Origin of the sequence: Nocardioides marmorisolisilvae, assembly GCF_003725775.1 — a bacterium.
Lineage (GTDB): Bacteria > Actinomycetota > Actinomycetes > Propionibacteriales > Nocardioidaceae > Marmoricola > Marmoricola marmorisolisilvae.
Map to the genome: position 1 here is coordinate 399,973 of NZ_RJSG01000003.1, position 18,967 is coordinate 418,939.

General features: G+C 69.1%; 19 protein-coding genes. 6 read left to right on the plus strand and 13 right to left on the minus strand.

The window, feature by feature from the left end; genetic code table 11:
• Positions 1 to 90: 90 nt before the first annotated feature.
• The 3 genes from EFL95_RS17370 (at position 91) to EFL95_RS17380 (ending at position 1,683) form a co-directional block, all read left to right on the plus strand.
• Positions 91 to 720, plus strand: coding sequence for a pyridoxamine 5'-phosphate oxidase family protein (locus EFL95_RS17370; RefSeq protein ID WP_221176483.1), 630 nt, complete (start codon positions 91 to 93; stop codon positions 718 to 720).
• Between the two features lie 62 nt (positions 721 to 782).
• Positions 783 to 1,184 carry a hypothetical protein gene (locus tag EFL95_RS17375; RefSeq protein WP_123235350.1) on the plus strand — a complete coding sequence of 134 codons (402 nt, stop codon included), beginning with the start codon at positions 783 to 785 and terminating at the stop codon, positions 1,182 to 1,184.
• An 88-nt stretch (positions 1,185 to 1,272) separates the two neighbouring features.
• Complete coding sequence (locus EFL95_RS17380) at positions 1,273 to 1,683, plus strand: cyclic nucleotide-binding domain-containing protein (protein ID WP_123235351.1); 411 nt, start codon at positions 1,273 to 1,275, stop codon at positions 1,681 to 1,683.
• A gap of 1 nt (position 1,684) precedes the next feature.
• Here EFL95_RS17380 and EFL95_RS17385 read toward each other — a convergent pair whose 3' ends face one another.
• Positions 1,685 to 4,048, minus strand: coding sequence for a CocE/NonD family hydrolase (locus tag EFL95_RS17385; protein WP_148045095.1), 2,364 nt, complete (start codon positions 4,046 to 4,048; stop codon positions 1,685 to 1,687).
• Positions 4,049 to 4,206: 158 nt separating this feature from the next.
• Here EFL95_RS17385 and EFL95_RS17390 point away from each other — a divergent pair, with 158 nt between their 5' ends.
• Entirely contained in the window at positions 4,207 to 4,629 is a 423-nt protein-coding gene (locus EFL95_RS17390) for a hypothetical protein (protein ID WP_123235353.1), read from the plus strand.
• Between the two features lie 42 nt (positions 4,630 to 4,671).
• Here the strand turns inward: EFL95_RS17390 and EFL95_RS17395 are convergent, their stop codons facing one another.
• Positions 4,672 to 4,923: a hypothetical protein gene (locus EFL95_RS17395; protein ID WP_123235354.1), complete on the minus strand. Its 252-nt coding sequence runs from the start codon at positions 4,921 to 4,923 to the stop codon at positions 4,672 to 4,674.
• Positions 4,924 to 5,029: 106 nt separating this feature from the next.
• Between EFL95_RS17395 and EFL95_RS17400 the strand changes: the two genes are divergently transcribed.
• Positions 5,030 to 5,293, plus strand: coding sequence for a hypothetical protein (locus EFL95_RS17400; RefSeq protein ID WP_148045096.1), 264 nt, complete (start codon positions 5,030 to 5,032; stop codon positions 5,291 to 5,293).
• A gap of 91 nt (positions 5,294 to 5,384) precedes the next feature.
• Positions 5,385 to 5,783, plus strand: a complete 399-nt coding sequence (locus tag EFL95_RS17405) for a hypothetical protein (protein WP_123235356.1) — start codon at positions 5,385 to 5,387, stop codon at positions 5,781 to 5,783.
• A 101-nt stretch (positions 5,784 to 5,884) separates the two neighbouring features.
• Here the strand turns inward: EFL95_RS17405 and EFL95_RS17410 are convergent, their stop codons facing one another.
• The 11 genes from EFL95_RS17410 to EFL95_RS17460 form a co-directional block, all read right to left on the minus strand.
• Complete coding sequence (locus EFL95_RS17410; RefSeq protein ID WP_123235357.1) at positions 5,885 to 6,223, minus strand: hypothetical protein; 339 nt, start codon at positions 6,221 to 6,223, stop codon at positions 5,885 to 5,887.
• A gap of 208 nt (positions 6,224 to 6,431) precedes the next feature.
• Positions 6,432 to 8,570 carry a HelD family protein gene (locus tag EFL95_RS17415; RefSeq protein WP_123235358.1) on the minus strand — a complete coding sequence of 713 codons (2,139 nt, stop codon included), beginning with the start codon at positions 8,568 to 8,570 and terminating at the stop codon, positions 6,432 to 6,434.
• An 81-nt stretch (positions 8,571 to 8,651) separates the two neighbouring features.
• Positions 8,652 to 9,677 (minus strand): Dyp-type peroxidase, encoded by a 1,026-nt coding sequence (locus EFL95_RS17420; RefSeq protein WP_123235359.1) that lies wholly within the window; start codon positions 9,675 to 9,677, stop codon positions 8,652 to 8,654.
• Entirely contained in the window at positions 9,674 to 11,101 is a 1,428-nt protein-coding gene (locus EFL95_RS17425; RefSeq protein WP_148045097.1) for a right-handed parallel beta-helix repeat-containing protein, read from the minus strand. Before EFL95_RS17425 ends, EFL95_RS17420 begins: the two co-directional genes overlap by 4 nt.
• A 268-nt stretch (positions 11,102 to 11,369) precedes the next feature.
• Positions 11,370 to 12,773 carry a vWA domain-containing protein gene (locus EFL95_RS17430; RefSeq protein WP_123235361.1) on the minus strand — a complete coding sequence of 468 codons (1,404 nt, stop codon included), beginning with the start codon at positions 12,771 to 12,773 and terminating at the stop codon, positions 11,370 to 11,372.
• A 3-nt stretch (positions 12,774 to 12,776) separates the two neighbouring features.
• Positions 12,777 to 13,646: an AAA family ATPase gene (locus tag EFL95_RS17435; protein ID WP_221176484.1), complete on the minus strand. Its 870-nt coding sequence runs from the start codon at positions 13,644 to 13,646 to the stop codon at positions 12,777 to 12,779.
• 55 nt (positions 13,647 to 13,701) lie between these two features.
• Positions 13,702 to 14,595 (minus strand): MerR family transcriptional regulator, encoded by an 894-nt coding sequence (locus tag EFL95_RS17440; protein WP_123235363.1) that lies wholly within the window; start codon positions 14,593 to 14,595, stop codon positions 13,702 to 13,704.
• Between the two features lies 1 nt (position 14,596).
• Complete coding sequence (locus EFL95_RS17445) at positions 14,597 to 16,150, minus strand: flavin-containing monooxygenase (RefSeq protein ID WP_246005018.1); 1,554 nt, start codon at positions 16,148 to 16,150, stop codon at positions 14,597 to 14,599.
• On the minus strand, positions 16,147 to 17,100 hold the full coding sequence (locus EFL95_RS17450) for a ferritin-like domain-containing protein (protein ID WP_246005019.1): 954 nt from the start codon (positions 17,098 to 17,100) through the stop codon (positions 16,147 to 16,149). Before EFL95_RS17450 ends, EFL95_RS17445 begins: the two co-directional genes overlap by 4 nt.
• A 2-nt stretch (positions 17,101 to 17,102) precedes the next feature.
• On the minus strand, positions 17,103 to 17,978 hold the full coding sequence (locus tag EFL95_RS17455) for an SDR family NAD(P)-dependent oxidoreductase (protein ID WP_123235364.1): 876 nt from the start codon (positions 17,976 to 17,978) through the stop codon (positions 17,103 to 17,105).
• Complete coding sequence (locus EFL95_RS17460) at positions 17,975 to 18,958, minus strand: alpha/beta hydrolase (RefSeq protein ID WP_123235365.1); 984 nt, start codon at positions 18,956 to 18,958, stop codon at positions 17,975 to 17,977. Before EFL95_RS17460 ends, EFL95_RS17455 begins: the two co-directional genes overlap by 4 nt.
• Between the last annotated feature and the right edge of the window lie 9 nt (positions 18,959 to 18,967).

The following is an 18,967-nucleotide window of genomic DNA, read 5'->3' on the forward strand; positions in this document are numbered from 1 at the left end:
CGGCCCTCCGGAAGGGTTTTCCGCGCGCGAGACGGGGTCGGCCGGTTCGTTCGGCGCGCCTGTCGAAACCCGGTGGGACAGAATCCAGGGGTGACTGACGACCGCACCCGGATCCGGCGACTCCCGGAGAAAGCAGCGACGACGCGCGCGGACCTCGACGCCGTCCTCGACGCAGCCAGGGTCGCGCACGTGGCGTTCGTCCACGACGGTGCGCCGGTCAACATCCCGACCGCCTGCGCGCGCGACGGCGACCGCCTGCTCCTGCACGGGTCGACCGGCAGCCGGATGATGCGCGTGCTCGCGACCGGGGTGCCGGTCTGCGTCACGTTGACCCTGCTCGACGGCATGGTGCTGGCTCGCTCCGCCTTCGAGTCCTCGATGCACTACCGCTCGGCCGTGATCTGCGGCTCGGCCGCGCCGGTCGCTGACCAGGTACCCGCGTTGCGCGCGATGAGCGAGGCCTGGATGCCGGGCCGCTGGGACACCCTGCGACCGCCCACCGCCAAGGAGCTCGCCGCGACGCTGGTGCTCGAGCTGCCCCTGGAGGAGTGGTCGGTCAAGATCAGCGCCGGCGATCCCGACGACCCGCCCGAGGACCTCGACGAGCCGGTCTGGGCGGGCGTGCTGCCGATCGCCACGGCGTACGGCGAGCCGATCCCCGCGCCCGACCTGCGCGGGGACCCTCCGCTGCCCGACTACCTCGCCGACTGGAAGCCCTGACGCTCCGAACCGGTACTTCAGGTGGATGCGTCGGGCTCCGCGACGCGGACACGATTCAACACGTGGATGTTGAACGTCGACCCGTCGCGATCGCGCTGCTGATCGCGGGACTCTGCGCGGCGGCCGCGGTGATCACCGCCGTTCGCGAGCCCGGGCCACTCCTCGCACTCGGCACACGCGACAGCGACCAGGTTCACCTGCGCTGCAGCACTGCGCAGGTCAGCTTCAGCATTCGGGCGGGTGACCCCACGAGGGGAACACTGCGGATCGAAGACGATCAGGACCGCACCTGGCAGCTGCGGTGGAGCAGGCCCGATGCCCCGGCGTCGGTCAGCACCCGCGGCGGCGTGGCGGTCCTCGAGGTTCTCTTCACGGACTTGGACGACGGCACGGCAGTCGACGTGCGCCCCGCCTCCGAGGCGAGCTGGTGCCGGCTGGCGCCCGACCTGTACTCCTCCAGCTGATGTTCTCGCGTGATCTCGCCGACATCTCCCGGTCATCTACGCGGGGCATGCTTGAACGGTCACATACCGTGAGTATGGAGGTGTTGTCATGATCGGAATCCACCGTGACCCCAAGCAGGAGCTGCTCCGAACCCTTCCTCTGTTCGAAGCCTGTTCCTCCGACGAGCTCAAGGACGTCGCCGCGATCGCGGACGAGCTCAGCCTGAAGCCCGGACGGAAGCTGACCACCGAGGGTGCGCAGGGCCAGGAGTTCGTCGTCCTCGCATCGGGCTCAGCCGACGTCTACAAGCACGGCGAGAAGGTGGCCGAGCTCGGACCGGGCGACTTCGTCGGAGAGATCGCGCTGCTCACCGGACGCCCGCGGTCTGCCACCGTCGTGGTGACCTCGGACGCGCTGGTGCTCGTGATCGCCCGACACCGGTTCCTCGAGCTGGTCGACCGGCTGCCCGGCGTACGGAGTCGGCTCGAAGCCGTGCTGCCGCTGCGCCAGGCGTCCTGACTCACCCGCCAGCCGGGTAGCTCCGGTTGCTCATCGCCTTGTAGGTCCGGCACGGCTCGTTCCGGAGCACTCCGCAGTCGGGGCGAGCCGTCGGGACCGAGAGGCCGGGGACGATCGGCAGCACGAGCCGTGACGGCATCGACGCCGAGTGCGCGATCGCGACCGTGGCCGGGCTGGTCGGCTGCGCGTTCGCGAACGCCCAGATCGGCTGGTCGCCGTTGACCGCGGAGATCGTCACCCGGATCCGCGAACCCGCCCGGTAGGCGTGGCCCTGGAAATACAGCGGGATCGGCAGCTTGGTGAAGTGATCGCTCGGCAGCGGTGAGACGTCGGCGAGCCGCATGCTCAGCACCGGCTCGAGCAACGTGCTCGCCTGCTTGAGCACGTTGTTCGTCGACGTCGACAGCGCACGCCCGTTGCCCCGGACGTAGCCGCTCTGCACGTACGTTTCCTTGCCGTCAGGGCTGACCTCGCTGATCGTCGCCATGAAGTCGACGTTCGGCTTCGACGAGCGCACCCAGGCATAGACCGCACCCGCGCCGAGAACGGTCGTGTCGGTCTTCAACGGGCTCGTCAGGTACGAGACCTGGGTCCCGTACGTGCGCTGGGTCCAGTTCCAGGCCCACTGCGACTGGTTGCCCCACAGCCCGCCGGTCCCGGTGCCGCCGGTGTAGTTGGTGCGCGGAGTCGCCTTCGGATCGGCAGTGAACTTCTCGATGGTCGCGCCCCACCCGGGCCCGTCGGTGATCAGCTTGCCGCCGCCGGTCAGGTACCACGACTTGGCCGTCGTGCCCGCGACCGGGAAGTTCGAGAACGAGTGCTCGTAGCCCGGGTAGGGGTTGCCCGGTTGCGGGTCGAGCAGTCCGGTGACCGGGGTCTGTCCGGCACCGTTGTCGAAGAGCACCCGCACCCGCGGCAGCTTCTCGAAGGCGGACTTGGCCGAGGCGTAGGTCGCCTTGAGCTGGATCGGGTCCGGCGGCAGCGTCATCAGGTCGGTCCCCGGCACGCCGAGCGCGGTCTGGTAGATCAACGGCGCGGCCGCCTTGATCACCGCACCGCTGACCAGGGGCGACTCGTGGGCGACGTAGATCTCCAGGAAGTCGAACCAGCGGTTGAACGTCTCCGGATCGAGCGAGTCGACGTGCGCGCCGTTGGTGAAGGTGAACCACTTCTTCGTCGTCCCGGTGAAGTGCCGCACCAGCGCCGGGCAGTGCCCACCGGTCTGCTCGTCCTCGAACTGGCAGGCCAGGAAGACCGGCACGTTGATCTTGTGCACGAACGTGATCGGGTCCAGCGGGTCGGCGGTCGCCGGGATGTAGTGGCTGTTGGCCTTGATCTTCGCGAGCAGGTCGACGGCCTGGCCGTGCAGCGCCTGGTTCGCCTTGCAGGTCTGGTCGCCGTCCTGGATCTGCTTGTGGGCCCACGGCTGACCACCGGTCGCACTCGCCGGCAGTGCGTCGTGGACGCGGTCCTTCGCCCAGGCCAGCGCGAACCCGGTGTTCAGGATGCCGCCGGGGAACAGCGTCGTCGCCACCGAGTCGATGGTCGAAAGCGGCGCGATCGCGGACAGGTGCGGCGGGCGGGTCTGCGCGGTGAAGAGTTGGCTGATCGCGCCGTAGGAGATGCCCATCATCCCGACGGTGTGCCCCTTGACCCACGGCTGGCGCGCGATCGTCTCGATCACGTCGTACCCGTCGAGGTTCTGAAGCGGCTCGAAGAAGTCGAAGGCTCCGCCGGAGCAGCCCGTGCCGCGCATGCTCACGTCGACGACGGCGAAGCCCATCAGGTTGGCCAGCGTCGCGATGCCGTTCTCCGGACCCTTCGGGGTCGCAGTGCCGTAGCCGGAGTACTCGATCAACGTCGGGTACGGCGGCGTGTACGGGATGCCGGCATTCGGCAGCGGCGTGCCGGCAGGCAGGCCCGGCAGGTCGGCCGGACTCGTCGGCGGGTGCACCGAGATCGCCAACTGGGTGCCGTCGCGCGTGGTCAGGTACTGGTAGCCGTTGCTCGAGATCGGCTGGTTGTAGAACGAGGTGGTCCACGGCGTCGAGGCGTCGCTGTGCACGGTGACCTTGTTGGAGAGCTGGCGGTTGTAGATCTTGCGGATCCGGTATCCGCTGGCCGGGGTCACGTCGCGGAACAGAACCCCGCCCTCGGCGGTGGCGTGCTGGCTCGCGACCGTGTGGCCGGCGGCGTTGACCAGCTGGACCGCGGCGTTGGCCGGCAACCCGGTCGCCCACACCTGATGGGCGCTGCCGTGCGCCACCAGGGAGCCGGAAGCGTCCGCGCGTGGCACCGCGTCCAGGACGGTGAACGCGAGCAGCGCGGTGAGCAGGACAGCAAGAACACGTTTCAGGTACCCCACGTCGGGCACGTTACGCCGCAGTCTCGTAAGTAGTCACGCATCGCGAGGGCGAGATCTCCACTGGATCTCCTCTTGCCTATCTCCATCGCGGCGGAATGACGCACCGGGAAGGGCGCCGGTTCTGACGTCACAATTCGATCGTTCGGGACAATGGTCGCGTGCCGAGCAACGACGAGCAGATCCAAGCGATCCTGAGCTACGACGCTTTCCGGTGGGCCGTCGAGAATCTGCCCCCCGGAAAGACGATCGACGACGTCCGGTTTCGTGAGTTGGTCACGATCAGCGAGGAAGACGTGCTTATCCACGCCAGACGATCTGGTTTCCCCCCAAGCGTTGTTGCAGAAGGCGAGGCCGCACGCTGGGCACACGACAGTATCTGTTTGGTGGAAGACGGTGATCGATGGTCGATCTTCTACACCGAGCGAGGCGAACGCTCCGACCTGGCCACGGTCGAAAGCCACGCGGCCGCTCAGAGCTGGGTCGTTCACCACCTGTTCGAGAACGCCAAGGTGTCGCTCAATCATCGGTGGTGGCACGCACATCCCGATGAGCGGCCAAAACGCATCAGCGACATGGACTAACTGACGGGGCGGAACGACGCAGCGGCCAGGCCGCCGTTGGAGTCAGCCAGCGGGATTCCGGATGCTGGCCCAGCAGTGCAAGCAATGCACCCCCTCGGCATCGGCCTTGATCTTGGACGCGTGCTCGTCTGCCTCGATCAGTGGCTGGATGATCTGGAGATCCACCAGATCGCGCATCACGCAGTCGGCGCCACCTTGGTTAGTCCGGAACCCGTCGCTGGTTGACGGGTTCCCCGATTCGATGAGGGCATCGACCAGCGGTTGAAGGTGGTCAAAGCTCGGGCTGTACCTCACGTCGGCACAATACAAACCAGAAGCTCCCGTGACCGATAGGCATCCTCGCGGCGGAAGGACACGCCCTCGTTCGGCACCGAACACGCATCGGATGCAACTATCGAGCATGAGCTTGTTCGCGGAGTTGCTGTTGCCCGTGGGCCTCGAGGTTGACAGGGACGACGTCGAGGACGGTGTCTCTGAGGAGTTCCAAGACCTAGTCGAGGTCACGGGATCTGGATCTGGCGTCTACGGCGCCAACCTTGATCTGGAGTTCAGGTCCGCAGACCAGAGTGAGCTCGTCAGTCGCCTGCGTGCAGTCTTGCGGGCTCTGGCCGTCAAAGGAGCCAAGCTTCGGTTTGAAGGCGCTACTGACTGGATCGACTTGTAGCCGCGACGCGGCAGAGACGCGGCGGAGCCTGCAAGGATGGCATCGGCGACTCGCCGATGCGCGTGGGACCTGTAGTCGAGAGGATGGGCACATGAGCTGGGACATCTTGATCCAAGACCTTCCCAAAGACGTCACTTCTGTCTCGGAGATCCCAGACAACTTCCAGCCGGCTCCACTTGGTCTGCGGAACGAGCTGATAGAGCGAATTCGCTCGGTCGCGCCCAGCGTTGACTTCACCGATCCGTCGTGGGGTCAACTGGCGACACCAGAGTTCAGCATCGAGTTCAACATGGGGCGAGAGGAGATGTGCAGCGGGATCATGCTGCACGTGCGCGGCGGCGACGGGGCCTCAGACTTTGTGGCAGGCCTTCTCCACTCCTTAGACGTTCGCGCCTTCGACTGCTCAGCAGGCGACTTCTTCGCCGTCCCCGGAGCATTGGAAAGCTTCGCTCGCTGGCAGGAGTACCGGGACCGAGTTCTCAAGCCATAGGAGCCGCCCTCGAATTCCGGTGGACCCCCATCGTTTGCGGCGGAACGACGACGCAGTTCATCGCGGCAGTCCTGATACTTCTCCAGCGTCTGCACGCCGGCTCAGTCGGGGTGGCTATCAGACTGCGACCGCTTTTCAGGCGGCAGCACCTTCCGGTAGGGCGCACGAGCGTGGGCGCACAGTCGGCGCACCAGGGCGAGTTCGTCGTTGATCCTCCGTGGGACCGGAAGCTGGTGCGCGACCAAGGTCGCCACGAACCTTTCGAGGGCAGCGCGCGACTCCTCTCGAGCCTCGAGCACCTGGATCGAGCTACCGGGCTTGCGGCTGTCGAGCAGATGACGCAGCACCTGCCGCGATCGCTCAATATCCGCGAACAGGCGTTCCAACGGATGGTCAACTGGCCCGACCACCCGGGGCTGGTTGAAGGAGGGGTCGCGCACTGCGACCACCTTTCCATCGCCGCCGGGCCCGAACGGGACGATGGGGGCGATGTCCTCAGGATAACCCCGAAGGTTTCGGATTCCTTCATGATCGTGAGGATGCTCAGGTGCCAGAGTTGCCATGGGCCGAGCACCGCTAGAGGGACGTGCGAATCGCGATTCTGGAGTCTGAGGTCCGGGCGGAAGGCAGCAGAGGGACGCGCCGGGATCAGCCGCGCGAGAGCGTGACCAGGCGCTGAGTCGCGCGGGTCAGCACGACGTACAGGGTGGCCCGGCCGGTGCTGGACTCCCGCTCGATCTCGTTGGGCTCGACGACCGCGATGCCGTCGAACTCCAGACCCTTGGTCTCCAGACCGGTCAGGACGACCACCCGGGCGTCGTCGCCGGCGCTCTGCTCGGCGTACTCGGGCCAGCTGGCGAGCCAGCGAGAGACCTCGGCGTGCCGGGCGACCGGGACCACGATGCCGACAGTGCCGTCGACCGAGCCGACGAGGTCGGCGAGCGCCGTACGGGTGCCCTCCTCGAGGTCGGTGACCGTCCGCTCCTCCGGGTCGTTGCCGGTCGAGCGCACCGCGTTCGGCAGGTCGGCGTGCAGGCCCACCCGCTCCGCGTACGCCGCCGCGAACGCGTAGATCTCAGAGGAGTTGCGGTAGTTGGTGGAGAGGTGGAACTCGTGCAGGTCCTTGGTGCCGAGCGCCTCGGCCCGCGCCTTGGTCGCCTCGGCCGGGATCGGCCAGGAGGACTGGGCCGGGTCACCGACGATCGTCCAGGTCGCGGAGCGGCCACGCCGGCCGACCATCCGCCACTGCATCGGGGTGAGGTCCTGCGCCTCGTCGATGAGCACGTGCGCGTAGCCGTCATCCTCGACGCGGTTCGTCGGCGGAGCCCATGACCGGCGGCCGCCGTACTCGCGGTCCGAGGCGGTGGTGAGCTCGGCCAGCGAGGAGTCGGCCAGGCCCAGCGGGTCCTCCTCCTCGTCGTCGACCAGCGGCGGGTCACCGAGCAGGTAGCGCAGCTCGTCGACGAGCGGGATGTCCTCGACCGAGAGCTCCTCGCCCCAGGACTTGGCCAGCAGCCGCACGGCCTCGTCGTCGAGCACGCCCTCGGTGACCCGGTGCAGCACGTCGTGGTCACGCAGCCAGCCGAGCACGGTGGCGGCGTCGAGCACCGGCCACCAGCTCGCGGCGAAGTCGAGGAACGCGTCGCTGGTGCGCATCTCGTCGGCGAAGTCCTCCTTGGTGCGCTCGCGCGCCCGCTCGGACTTCACCTGGCGCCACAGGTGGTCGATCAACGTGCTGGCGACCTTGTTGGTCGACCGGTTCCGCGGACCCATCGAGAGCAGCTGGCGGCGGACCTGCCCGAGCTCGCGGGAGCCGAGCAGGAGCACGTCGTCGCGGTAGAAGGTGCGGAACTCGCGCGGGGCGCCGGGGACCGACTGCCGGGCCGTGCGCCGCAGCACCTCCGCCATCTCGGCCGCACCCTTGACCTCGGCCACCCGCGGGTCGTCACGACGCGTCGCGGCGATGCCGTCGACGACGTCACCGAGAGACCGCAGCGCGACCGCGGTCTCGCCGAGCGAGGGCAGCACCCGCTCGATGTAGCGCATGAAGACGCCGGAGGGACCGACGACGAGCACGCCACCGGTCTCGTAGCGACGACGGTCGCCGTAGAGCAGGAAGGCCGCGCGGTGCAGCGCCACCACGGTCTTGCCGGTACCCGGACCACCGGTGATCAGGACGACGCCCTTCTCGGGCGCGCGGATCGCCTGGTCCTGCTCGGCCTGGATGGTCGCGACGATCGAGTGCATCGAGCGGTCGCGGGCACGGGAGAGCTGCGCCATCAGCGCGCCCTCGCCGACGATCGGGAGCTCCTTGGTGGAGGCCTCGTCGGCCTCGGGGTCGAGCAGGTCGTCCTCGACGCCGATCACGGTGACGCCCTGGCTGCGCAGGATGCGACGTCGGATCACGCCCTTCGGGTCGGCGTGGGTGGCTTGGTAGAAGACCGCGGCCGCAGGAGCGCGCCAGTCGATCAGCAGGATGTCGCGGTTGCCGTCGCGCAGGCCGATGCGGCCGACGTAGCGGGGCTCGGGGTCGACGTCCTCGCGCATGTCGAGGCGACCGAAGACGAGGCCCTCGTGCGCGGCGTCCAGGGTCGCGATCCGCTTCGCGGCCTGGAACAGCATCGCGTCCCGCTCGACGAGTCCACCCTCGTGGCCGAGCTGTCCACGGGCACGACCCTCGGCAGCGAGCTCCTCCGCAGAACGGGCTGAGTCCTCGAGCTGGCGGTAGACCGTGTCGACGAACTCCTGCTCGCGAGCGATCTCGCGAGCGGCGACGTCATCGTTCAACTTCGCAGTCCTTGTCGAGCGGAAATCGGGAACCGTTAACTCTAGCGCTGGCTGTCGAGCGATTTCCCGGAAGTCCCGGAATCAGCGATCGGCGTTCATCGAAGCACCTAGACCACGGCTCGCGGAGAAGCCGGGGAGCACCCGGAACACCCCGGACGCGGTCACCCGGAGGTAGCGGTTGAGCGCGTCCCCCGCGTCCAGGCGGTACTGCGTCTGGATGAACTCGGCCAGGTCCCGTTGGAACGAGATGAACAGCAGTCCGCTGCCCTGCTCGCCCGCGAACGAGTACCCCCGGCGCAGCATCAGCGGCCGTCCGGTCGCCAGTGGATGGGCTCGCCGCACGTGCGCGTCGACAGGGATCAGGTAAGCCCCGGCCGGAGTCTTCGCAGCGAGGTCGAGCGGTGACGTGAGGTGGCCTCCTGAGAGCGGTGCACCGGTGCTCTTGCGGCGGCCGATCACGGCCTCCTGCTGATCGACGGCCAGGTCGTTGAACCCCTCGACGTCGAGCACGATCCGCCGCACCACCATCACCGTCGAACCGTCGTCTCCCCACACGCCGGCCGACAGCTCCTCCCTCCCCCGCGGTTGCACGATGCCGTCGTGGAAGCCGAGCAGGTTGCGGCCGAAGCCGTCCTTGCCGGCAGCGCCGGAGAACCCGAGCTGCGACCAGCGCACGGCGTGGTCCCGAGTCAGCCGGTCGGACGCGGCCAGCACCGCGACCGGGTCGCTACCGCACACCTGGAGCACCAGGTCGCCACCGCAGTGCTCGGGCCCGAAGGTGTCGCGAGCGAAGGTCGGCAGCACGAGACCTGGGTCTGCCACCCCCACCGTCACGGTCAGGTCGCCCGGCTCCGGGACGTCCGCCGCGCGTCCCGACACCAGGCGTTCGATCTCCTCGCCGAGCGCCTCGAGCACCGGCACGATCGGCGCGTGGTGGAGGTCCAGCACCACCAGGTTCCCGAAGCCCTGCTGGGCCGTGGTGACCCCGGCCTGGTGGACCCCGTACGCCGTCGTGGGCGACCCCTGCTCCGGGCCGCTCGAACAGGCGGACAGCGCGGCCAGTCCGGCGGCGCCCTGCAGCAGTGCGCGACGAGAAGGGCCGGTCATCGCGCGGATCGTCGGGCGGCCTCGGCCAGCCAGGTCCGCGGCGGCACCGTCAGGGATCCGATGTCGATCGGGTCCGGCGCCTGCGCCCGCCGGTACGGAACGGATGCGGGGTCACCCGGCATCGTCGGCAGCAGCCCGGGCGGGGCGACGTCGAGGAACGCGATGCCCGCCGGCCCCGGAACCGTCCGGAACGGTGCGATGTCCTCGGCATCGTTGAGCGGGCCCCTGCCCGACTCACACCCCAGAACCGCCCTCCACGGGCGCGGATAGGTCGTCGCGCCAGCCGGCCGCTCGAGGCAGTTCGCCTGCGTCCCGCCCGACTGTGCCGAGGACCAGAACGCCAGGTCGGTGCCGTTGCCCGCGTAGACGTTGCCCTTCGCCGTGTTGTCCTTCGCCGCCAGGTCCTCGGCCGGACTCACCAGCAGACCCGCGGACCGGTTGCCCTCGATCCGGTTCTTCAGCACCTCGACGCCGGTGCTGCCACCGAGCCCGATGCCGATGCCGAACCCACCGTCGGCTTGCTCGGGTGTCTGCGCCTCGTTGTTGTCGCTGACGACATTGCCGGCCACGATCGCCTTGCGCTGCGGGGCGAACGCCTCCTGGTAGTCGCTGGACATCGTCAGCCCCACGCGGTTGCGACTGAACCGGTTGCGCACGACCGAGACACCGGTGGAGTTGGCGCTCTCGTAGCCGACGGCGTTGTACTCCGCGACGTTGTCGGTGACGACGATGTCGCAGTGCAGGCACTGGCCGACGTAGAAGCCGGAATCGGCACTGCCGCTGGCATAGCTGTTGGCGATCGTGCCGTGCTGCCGATTGAAGGCGTAGATATCGGTGTACACGCTGCCGGCGCCGACGCCGTAGACCGCGTCGCGCTGGTGGGCGCTGATGATCCGCGGGTTGTCCTGGGTGTAGTCCGACGGGTTCCAGAACCCGGTGGTGATGCTGGCCGGCTTCCCGCCGGAGACGTCGACGAAGTCCACCGACGGCGAGAGCGAGGTCTGGCCGGCGGTCGGCGACGCGGCGGCGAACGCGGGCGAGAACACCGCGGGGTCGGGGTTGCTGACCGAGACGCGGTACTTCCCGCCGGTCAGGCTCGAGGTCGAGGGGTCCAGGGTCAGCTGACCCTGATCGTCGGTCGGTCCGCTCTGGGTGTGTCCCTGCGGGTCGGTCACCGTGACGACCGCTCCGGGCAGACCCGGCTCGAGGATCGGAGCGGTGTGGTCCCAGATGCCGTTCGCGTTGATCTCGCGGACGACGCGGACGCTCACCGTCCCGTCGTCACCGGCAGCGCCGGCCTGCTGGGCACCCGGGAAGACCAGCATCCCGATCCCGCCCATCGCGATTGCCAGGGTCAGACGTCCCGCCCTGCTGCCCCGTCGGATGTGAGCCCCACTGCTGCGTACGTGCCTCGCCTTGCTCATCCCTCGTCCCCTCTCGAGCGCGCCGCGGCACCGTCGGCGACAGTGCCGGGGACCGTGCTCGTGGTGCACCGGGTACGGGTGCGCGACTCGACACGTGTCCAGCGGATATGACCCGATCGCGGGGCCGCCATTACGCGTCCACAAGGAGGATTTTTCGAGAGTGACGGTTTCCGACTGGCGATCTACGGGAAGAACCGCGCCCCTTCAGGGCAGTGCTGGGGAGAACTCCCGCAAGACGTCCGCCCCTGTAACAGACGGACGCCGGGAATCACGCGAGGTCGTGCACGAAATCGCCGAGCTGCACCAGATTGCGGCACTCGATCATCGGGATCAGGCGGGCGTAGTCCTGCGCTCCGGAGTCGCCGGTGTTCCAGTGCCGCGGCGACTCGGGGTTGAGCCACCAGGCGTGCCGCGAGTCCTGCACCATCTGCTGCAGCACCGGCAGCGCTAGGTCGGAGTAGTTGGAACGGGCATCGCCGAGGATCAGCAGGTTCGTCTTCGGTGTGAGCGCGTCCGCGTGCAGCTCGGCGAACCGGGTGAAGGCGCGCCCGTAGTTCGTACGCCCCCAGAGACTGGCGTACTGCGCGCTCGCCGCGAGCGAGGCCATCGTGTCCACCGGGTCGGCCCCGGGGTGGAACCGGTCGGTGACCTCGTGGATCTCGTCGACGAAGGTGAAGGCCCGGACCCGGTTGAACTGCTCGCGCAGCGCGAAGACCAGCATCAGGGTGAAGTTGGCGAAGTTCGCCACGGATCCGCTGACGTCGCAGAGCACGACCAGGTCGCTCCGGCTCGGCCGACGCGGCCGGTGGTGCGTCTCCAGCGGGACCCCGCCCGAGGAGACCGAGGCGCGCACCGTACGCCGGAAGTCGAGCGGTCCGCGCTGGCGCGAAGCCTTGTGCCGGTTGACCTTGGTCGCGAGCCGGCGCGCGAGCGGGCCGATCTCCTTGCGCATCTCCTCGAGGTCGCTCTTGCGGGCTGAGGTGAAGTCGATCTGGTCGATGCTCTTGCGCACGGTGTACTTCGCGACGTGCTCGGGTCCGCGCACCTCCGCGGCACGACGACGTACCTCGGCGTCGACCATCCGCTCGAAGGCGAGCACCTGCGCCTGCACAAGGCGGCGCATCGTCGGGTCGTTGTCGAGGTCCGCGAGCAGGCCTTCGAGCACCTTGTCGACGAGCTGCCCGGGTGAGACCCGGTTCATCACGTTGTAGGAGGACCAGCGCTGCTCCCCCGGACCCCGACCCCGGATCAGGCCGAACCGCTGCACCGCCTCGCGGGCCATCACGTTCAGCGCGTCCTGGTCGCCCATCCCGAGCGCCATCACCAGCTGCTCGCGGAAGTCGGCCAGGTCCTGCGGGCCGTCGCCGAGCTGCCCACCCTGCGCGTCTTCCGGGGTTTCGACAGGCTCAACCAGCGAGTCCGGGTCGTCCTCAGCGCGGGTCGGGTCACCGACGAGCGCTGGGAAGTAGAGGTCGAAGACCTGGTCGAAGCCGGCGCGGTGCGGCTGGCGCTTGACCAGGGTCGTCGCGTACGCCGCGCGGACCAGCTCGCGCTCGGAGAGACCGAGGGCGAGCACGGCGTCAGCCGCGTCGAGCCCCTCGGACAGCGAGACCGGGAGCCCCGCCGCGCGCAGGGCCTCGACGAATGCGATGTGCCGGTCGAGGAGCGCCACGGCTCAGGCCTGACGCAGCTTCAGCTCGCGAACCGCGCGGTCCACGTCGCTGCTGTGCTTGAGCACCACGCCGAGGGTGGCGTCGATGGTCGCCTGGTCGAGCGTCCCGGTGCCGAGCGCGACCAGCGTGCGGGCCCAGTCGACCGACTCCGCGATCGACGGCGACTTGCGCAGCTCGAGCGCCCGCAACCGGGTGACCGTGTCGACGATCTGGCGCGCGAGCTTGTCCTCGATGCCGGGCACCTGGCCGATGAGGATCGCGTGCTCGCGGTCCGCGTCCGGGTAGTCGATGTGCAGGTAGAGGCAGCGCCGGCGGACCGCCTCGGACAGCTCGCGGGTCGCGTTCGAGGTGAGCAGCACCAGCGGTCGGCGTACGGCCGAGACGGTGCCGAGCTCGGGGATGGTGACCTGGAAGTCGGAGAGCACCTCGAGCAGCAGGCCCTCGACCTCGACGTCGGTCTTGTCGACCTCGTCGATGAGGAGCACGGTCGGGCCTTCCCGACGGATCGCGGTCAGCAGCGGGCGGGTGAGCAGGAACTCCTCGGCGAAGATGTCGTCGTGGGTCTCCGACCAGCTGCGGTCGTCGCCCTGGGAGGCCTGGATGCGGAGCAGCTGCTTCTTGTAGTTCCACTCGTACAGCGCGCGGGCCTCGTCCAGGCCCTCGTAGCACTGGAGCCGGATCAGCTCGGCGCCGGTCGCCCGCGCGATCGCCTTCGCCAGCTCGGTCTTGCCGACACCGGCGGGGCCCTCGACGAGCAGCGGCTTCTCGAGCGCACCGGCCAGGTAGGTGGTGGTCGCGGTCGCGGGGTCGGCCAGGTAGCCGGCTTCGGCGAGACGCTTGCCGGCCTCGTCGGCGGAGTCGAACCAAGTCACCAGGTCATCATGCCCTGCCGCGCGGACCCGCGGCGCGGGGCGTGGTCCGGATCACTCAGCCGACGTCCTCGGCGCCCGTGGCGACCGTCTGGGCGAGGTAGTCCGCGAGCAAGCCCTCGATGGTGCGCTCCATCGACTCGGCGAGCGTGGCGGTGACGGTGCTCATCGCCAGCTCGCGGAAGCGGGTCATCGTGGCCACCACCTCACCGAGCTCGGCACTGCTCGGCTCGGTCGGCGACGACAAGCGGGCACCGACCTGTTTGACGCCCTCGTTGACCAGGTCGCGGGAGATCTCGTCCACGCGCGTCGCGACGTCGGTGTGCAGCCGGACCAGCGCCTCGACGGGCATGCCGAAGCCACGCATCTCCGCGAAGGCGCGCAGCAGGTCGGGACGCTTGACCAGGACGTTGGCGCCCTTGATCTCGACCAGGCCGGCGTCGACGTAGGCGAGCAGCGCCTCCTTGTCACCGGCCAGGTCGCGCACCTCGGCCAGCGTCATCATCGTCGCCGGGTCCTCGATCCGCGGCGGCACCAGCGCGTTCTCCAGGCCGAGCACGTCTGAGATGTCGAGACCGCCCTCCCAGGCCTGGAGCATCTCCGTGATGTGCGCGGTCGTGTACCCGCGCTCGAGCATCGAGGTGATGATCTTCAACCGGGACAGGTGGCTGTCGTCGAAGATGGCCACCCGTCCCTCGCGCCGCGGCGGGTGCAGCAGGTCGCGCTCCTGGTAGGCGCGGATGTTGCGCACGGTCACGCCGCTGACCCGGGCCAGGTCGTCGATCCGGTAGGTCTTCGCCTCCGGGTGCGCCCGCGCCGGGCCGAGCGAGAGCAGCTGCTTCACGGCCGCCTCGACGGCACCGCGCGGGTTCCGGGCCAGCTCGCGCTGGCCGCGCTTGAGCGTCTCGAGGACGTTCTCGACGGTGCGGACGTTGATCGGAGGAGTGGCCAACTCAGACCGCCGTCAGGGGTGCCTGGGAGGCGTTCCACAGGCGCGTCGCGCTGTGCGAGGCCACCTCGTAGTCGGCGATCCGGAAGTCCTGCATCTGACGAAGGTACTGGGTGGCGAATCCCGGATACATCGAGGAGTTCCGGCCGTCGGCCGTGAGGTACCAGCTGGTGCAGCCGGACATCCAGGTCGTGCTGCGCAGCCGCTTCTGGATCTGCACGTTGTACTCGTCCTGCACGTCCTGCCGCACGTCCAGCCAGCGCAGGTCACGCTCGACGACGGCACGCACCCCGGCCACCGCGTAGGCGATCTGGCCCTGCACGTAGACGAGCAGCGAGTTGTGACCCGGACCCGAGTTCGGACCGCAGCTGAAGAACAGGTTCGGGTAGCCGTGCACGCTCGCGCTCTTGTAGGCCTGGGCGTAGCCCGACCACTCCTCCTGGAGCACCGCGCCCTCGGCGCCGGTGATCGGGTACGGCGGGCCACCGAGCTGGACGTCGTACCCGGTGGCGAAGACGATCGCGTCGAGGTGGTGCTCGAGGCCGTCGCTGGTGCGCAGGCCCTTCTCCGTCAGCGTCGCGATCGGCCAGGTGATCAGCTTGCAGTTGTCCTGCTGGAGCGCCGGGTAGTAGTCGCTGGACATCAGCATCCGCTTGCAGCCGGCCCGGAAGTCCGGGGTGAGCTGGCGGCGCAGCCACTTGTCCTTGACCGCCAGCCGCAGGTGCAGCAGACCGGCCTTCTGGATCAGCGTGGTGACCGGGGTGTCCCAGACCAGGCCCGTCGCGGCGGCCTCGTGCCCGAGGTACAGCGCGGTCCGGGCGGCCTGCTGGGCCAGCGGCAGCTTCGCGAACACCGCCTTGGCGACGTCCGGTGTCTCCACGTCGACGCGCGGCAGCACCCAGCCGGCAGTGCGCTGGAAGACCTTCACCGAACCGGCCGTCTTCACCAGCTCGGGGATGATCTGGATGGCGCTGGCACCGGTGCCGATGACGGCGACGTCCTTGCCGGCGAAGTCGAAGTCGTGGTCCCACCGCGCGCTGTGGATCTTCGCGCCCTGGTAGTCCTCGATGCCGCGCATCTTCGGGAGGCTGGACTCCGAGAGCGGACCGGAGGCGACGACCACGGTGCGCGCCAGGTACGCCGTCCCGCCGGCGGTCTCGACGGTCCAGCGCCCCTCGGCCTTGTCGAAGGCCATCGAGGTCACCTCGGCCCCGAAGCGGATGTCCTTGGTCAGGTCGAACCGCTCGGCGAGCTCCTCGATGTGCGCGCAGATCTCCGCGCTCGGGGAGTAGGTGCGCGACCAGTTCGGGTTCTTCGCGAACGAGAACGAGTAGAGCAGCGAGGGGATGTCGCACGCAGCGCCCGGGTAGGTCGCGTCGCGCCAGGTCCCGCCGACGCGGTCGGCCCGCTCCAGGATCACGAGATCCTCGATCCCGGCCTCGCGCAGCTTGATCGCGGTGCCCAGCCCGGTGAAGCCGGCGCCGATCACGACCGTCGTGTGCACGTGCGGCGGTTTCTTCGCTGCCCGCTTCCGGGGCTTGTTCGCCGTGATGGTCACGCCGCGTTCATCCCCTTCTTCACGCCCTTGGTGACGGGCTCGTAGGTGAGCTCCTTGAACCAGGTCGGGATCGGACGGAAGAGCGCCTTCGGGTAGTGCTCGGAGATCGTCACCATCGCGTTGGCGAGCAGGTGGTACGGGTGTTTCGGATTGATCACCATCGAGGCGTGCTGCCGGATCACCTGGTAGAGCGGGACGCGGTGGGTGAACTCGCCACGCGACCCGAGCTTCTCGAAGCGTGCCATCGCGGTGTACAGCCGCTCCGGGTCCATGCCCATGCCGACCAGGTTGTTGCGGGTGCGGTTCAGCAGCGGCACGTACATCAGAGCGCCGATGATCAGCCCGGGCGAGGCGACGTTGCCGACGAAGTCCACCGCGAGCTTGCGGGCCTTGGCGTGCCCGATCATGTCGAGCACCTCGAAGTCGACCGCGATGTGCCGGGACTCGTCGTTGTTGATCCGCTCGAAGACCTGGTGGCAGACCGGGTCGTGCACCTCCTCGAGCAGGAACTTCAGCAGGGCGCCGTCGAGGGCCACCTCGAGCATCGGGATCACCGTGCCGAGCACCGAGAGCGGCATCTCGTCGCCGTAGGTGTCGAGCCACTCGATGGCCATCCGGATGTTCACGCTGGGCTCGGGGATCTCGTCCTCCTCGAGCATCCCCCAGCGCCGCATCAGCGCCAGCTCGGCGTTCGCGTGGCGCTGCTCCTCGGCGTGGAAGTAGCGGTAGATCTCGGCGATGGTCGGATTCGGCGCCTTGGTCGCCAGCGCCGCGAACCCGCGGGCACCGACGTTCTCGATCCAGCACAGGTCGGCCATGAAGGCCTTCAGCTTGGGGCGGAACTCTTCCGTGATCGTCTCAGCACCCGGGGCGTCCCAGTCGATGTCGGCGAGCGCCCACTGCTTGTCCTTGATCTTCTGGAGTATCAGCTCCATGTCCATGCCGGCCATGGTCAACGCCCTTCTACTCGGGTGAGGTCGAGATCGGTGAGCTCGGGATTGTCGACGTCCTCGTCGCGCAGCGGGCCGAAGCGCTCCAGGAGCCCGGCGGCGCGGGTGTAGAGGCCCGGCACGGTGCGCTTGATCTGCCAGCCGACCTTGGCGTCGAGCTGCGGGAGGACGTGCAGGGTGCCGCGGTCGTTGGCGTCCAGGCAGACCCGGGCGACCTTCGCCGGTGACATCCCGGTCAGGCGCATCAGCCGGTTGGCGGCGGCGGTCGAGCTCGGGTTGATCCGGCCGTTGCTGACGATGTTGGTCTTCACGAAGGTCGGGCAGAGCACGCTGACGTGCACCCCGGTCCCGGCCATCTCGGCCGCCAGCGTCTCCGAGAGCGAGAGGACGCCGGCCTTGCTGACGTTGTACGCCGCCATCCGCGGTGCCGCCCCGAAGCTGGCGGCCGACGCGACGTTGATGATGCCTCCGTAGTCGTGCTCGCGCAGGATCGGCGCGAAGACGTGGCAGCCGTGGATCGGCCCCCACAGGTTGATGCCGAGCGTCCAGCGCCAGTCGTCGATCGGCACGTCCCCGACCAGCTGACCGCCTGCACCGACGCCGGCGTTGTTGACCACCAGGGTCGGTTCGGCACCGAAGAAGTCCTGGGCGTCGTCGGCGAGCTGGCGGACCTCCTCGAGCACCGAGACGTCGCAGCGCAGCGCCACGGCCTTGCCGCCCTGGTCGGTGATCGCGTCGACGGTCCGCTGGGCGCCGACCATGTCGACGTCGCTGACCACGACGCTGCCGCCGCGGCGACCGAGCTCGACCGCGAAGGCCTGGCCGATGCCGCTGCCGGCTCCGGTGACGACGGCTCGTGAGTCCCGACTGCGCTTCATGCGGTCACCTCCGCGCTGCTGCGCTCGGCCCGTCGACGGGCGAGTGCTCCGGTCATGAACGTGGTGGCCCGGTCCAGCGCCCGGTGCGCCTCGGGAACGATCCGTGGCTGGGCCTGGAAGACGTGCAGCTGACCGGGCCAGACCTCCAGGGTCACGTCGGTGCCGACCGCGGCGAGCATGTCGTGGATGTGGTGGGCATCGGCGGCCAGGAACTCGGCACCGCCGGCCTGGATCAGGGTCGGCGGGAGCACCTCGCCCTCGACGAGCACGTGGGTCAGCCGCGGGTGCTTGGGGTCGGTGTCGCGCAGGTAGTGCGCGAAGAGCCGGCGCACCCCGTCGGCCGAGATCAACGGGTCGCGGACCAGCTGCTCGCGTTGCTCCATCAGGTCGCAGGACGGATCGGCGAGCGGCGAGAGCATCACCAGGCCGGCCGGGAGCTCGCGGCCGTCGCGGAGCAGCTCGACGCCCAGGCCGAGGGTCATGTGCCCGCCGGCGGAGTCCCCGGCGATCACGACCTGGTCCGGGCTCCATCCCTGGGCGAGCAGCCAGTCGTAGGCGCGAGCGACGTCGTCCGGGGCGGCCGGGAACGGGTGCTCGGGGGCGAGGCGGTACTCGGTCGAGAAGACGGTGAGCCCGGACCTCTTCGCGATCTGGGTGACCAGCGCCCGGTGGGTGCCCACCGAGCACAGGTTGTAGCCGCTGCCGTGGATGTAGAGCACGACCCCGTCTCCGGCGGATCCCTCCGGCAGCGCCCACTCACCCTTGATGCGGCCGTGTGCTCGCGTCTGCACGTCGACGGGCTGGACCTCGACCCCCGCGGCTCGCTCGCTGACCAGGGCCATGAAGCCTGCGATGACCCGGCGGGTGATCCTGACGCCGAGGGGCCCCGACGGGATCACGTGCTCGAGTGGGCTGACGAACAGCCGGGCACCGGCGTGGGCGATCCGGGCCTGCACGGACGGGGCCTGCGGTACGAACATCGTTGTCTG